Raw genomic sequence first — 2,082 nt, 5'->3', positions numbered from 1 at the left:
GAATGCGAACGGCCCACTGCGGTCTGTTAATCCCAGCCGAGCGGCGCCGGCGAATACGATCCGTCGTCGAAGTAGGGCGGTGCTTGGTCGTGGCTTGGGGGAACAGGCGTTTTGGCTCGTGGTGCAGGCGCCTTGCTTTTTACTTTCGGTACTCTGGCCGGATCAATGTGCTGCGCCTGGTAGGTCTGCAACCGCTTGCTGCCGACGGTCAGATCCAGCGCCGTGGACGATTGCGCCACGTAGCCGCTTCCGCGCTTGGGCACATGCTCCAGCGCTGTGTGCCATAACAAGGTGCTGCGCACTGCCGCTCTAGGACGGCGACGCCAGATCAGCCGCCACTCTTCTCCCAGCTCGTTCAAGACAACCAACGTCGGATCTGTCAGCACCAGGTTTTCAAGGTCTGAACGACCAGGCTTCATCGCCAGGTGGTACAGGATCTGCTGCACGCGGTCCGCGCGCGGATAGCTGCGCCGAATGTGGGCAGGTGCACCGGCCAACAAGGTGTCCAGCGCTGGCGGGGCCACCTCGATGAAACGGTTGATCCGGATCGCTTCCTTGGACAGCTTGTCAGCATCGTGAATGTACAAGGAGCTGCCGCGAATCACTTGTCCGTTGAACAGCGTGATGTTTTCCCCCTCCTTGAGCTGCTGCACTTCCTCGACGCTGACTTTCTTCTCATCTTTCAGGCTCAGTGTGTCTGCTTCCTCCCAGCTGGCCCCCATGATTCCGGCCTGACGCACCATACCGCTCATCACTGGCAGGTACTCGGTACCGGCCATCAACTGCAGTATTTCGAGAGTGTCCTTGGGGTCCATGATCTTGCCGGTGATTCGGACCCCCATGTTCCCGATCAGCGTCCACACCTTGTCGCCAGCCGCCGACTTGAGGCGCTGCGCCTCTTGGCTGGCCAGGAGCAGGCAAAACCCCAGGGAGCGTACCTGCGTGGCCAGCTCGCCCAGCTTTTCGGTGTAGTAGGCCCCGACCTCGTCGCAGATCCACAAGAACGGAAAGCGGTCCTTGTATTTGCGGATCACCAGGATGTCTTCGGGTTTTCCCTCCAGTTTCTCCCCCAGATCCTGGCTCAGGATCATGGCCAATTGCGACACGTACAGACGCCCAAGGGTCGCGGCCTCGGTCGAGGAGATTTCCAGCGCAGGAATCAGGACCACCAGGATGCGATCGTTATGCACCACGTCCTTGAGGTCTATGTCGCCGGCGTCACGGGCAAACACATGGCCGTAGGTGTCATTGAACAAGGCCAGCATGCGGGTGAACTGCTGGATCAGAAAACCATGCTGATCCAACGCGGTGGTCGCCCATTCCTCCGGCGAATCCACCTTGGACAGGTCAAAACCGGACAATGTGCCCAGGTAGTTTTTCAGGGGTAACTGGGCGTCTTCATGCCATTGCTGTTCCACCGACTGAATGTAGAGCTTGGCAATGGCCCGCAACGGCAAATGCGCCTGGATAGTGCGCTGGGACATGACCGTGCCTTCACGTCGGCACTTGTACACCAGGGAGAACACCAAAGCCTGAATCATGGCACGGGCTTTCTCTTGCCAGCCCGCATCGTTGCCCGCAGGGGGCAACATCGAATCCATCAGGTTGATGATGTAGGTTTCCTGAGCAATACCAAACGCGTTGACGGTATTGGTCTGCCCTCTGCTTTTGTTGTCCTCGAGCAGTTCCTGCGCCCTGGAGCGGCCCCCGGTGATGAAGTTCATCATCCGCACGTCGTCTTCACGGCCAAAGCGCCGGGCCAGGGACACGATCGCGGCGGCCACATCGTTTTGAGCCTTGCCGTCCGAATAGATCAGGCCCTTTCCATAACCGAGCTGGCCTAGCACGTGCCCCAGCAGTGCTTCGGTTTTACCGGCACCGGTCGTGCCAAACATCAGAATATGGCGGGTCATGTCATCCAGCGACAGCCACAGTTCACGCCCGGCGTCCCGACCGCGCAGGTACCCCATGTACAGGATGCCCGCTGCCTTGAGCATCACCGTGCGCATGGCCGTGACCGGCAAGAAACCCAGCAGCTTGCCCGTCACCTGGCGTTGCGTCGAAGGGGTCGGTTCCGGCTGG

The 2,082-nt window shown here is 59.9% G+C and carries 1 protein-coding gene; it reads right to left on the bottom strand.

The genetic code is table 11. The features are described from left to right. Positions 1–26 precede the first annotated feature (26 nt). Positions 27–2,082, bottom strand: a 2,056-nt coding sequence (trbC, locus tag ALO43_RS08185; RefSeq protein WP_054997361.1) for an F-type conjugative transfer protein TrbC, incomplete at its 5' end; no start/stop codon positions are given.

Source organism: Pseudomonas tremae (genome assembly GCF_001401155.1).
GTDB classification, from domain to species: domain Bacteria; phylum Pseudomonadota; class Gammaproteobacteria; order Pseudomonadales; family Pseudomonadaceae; genus Aquipseudomonas; species Aquipseudomonas tremae.
Note: the sequence above shows the minus strand (reverse complement) of the source record. Positions and strands in the feature narration are given on the sequence as shown.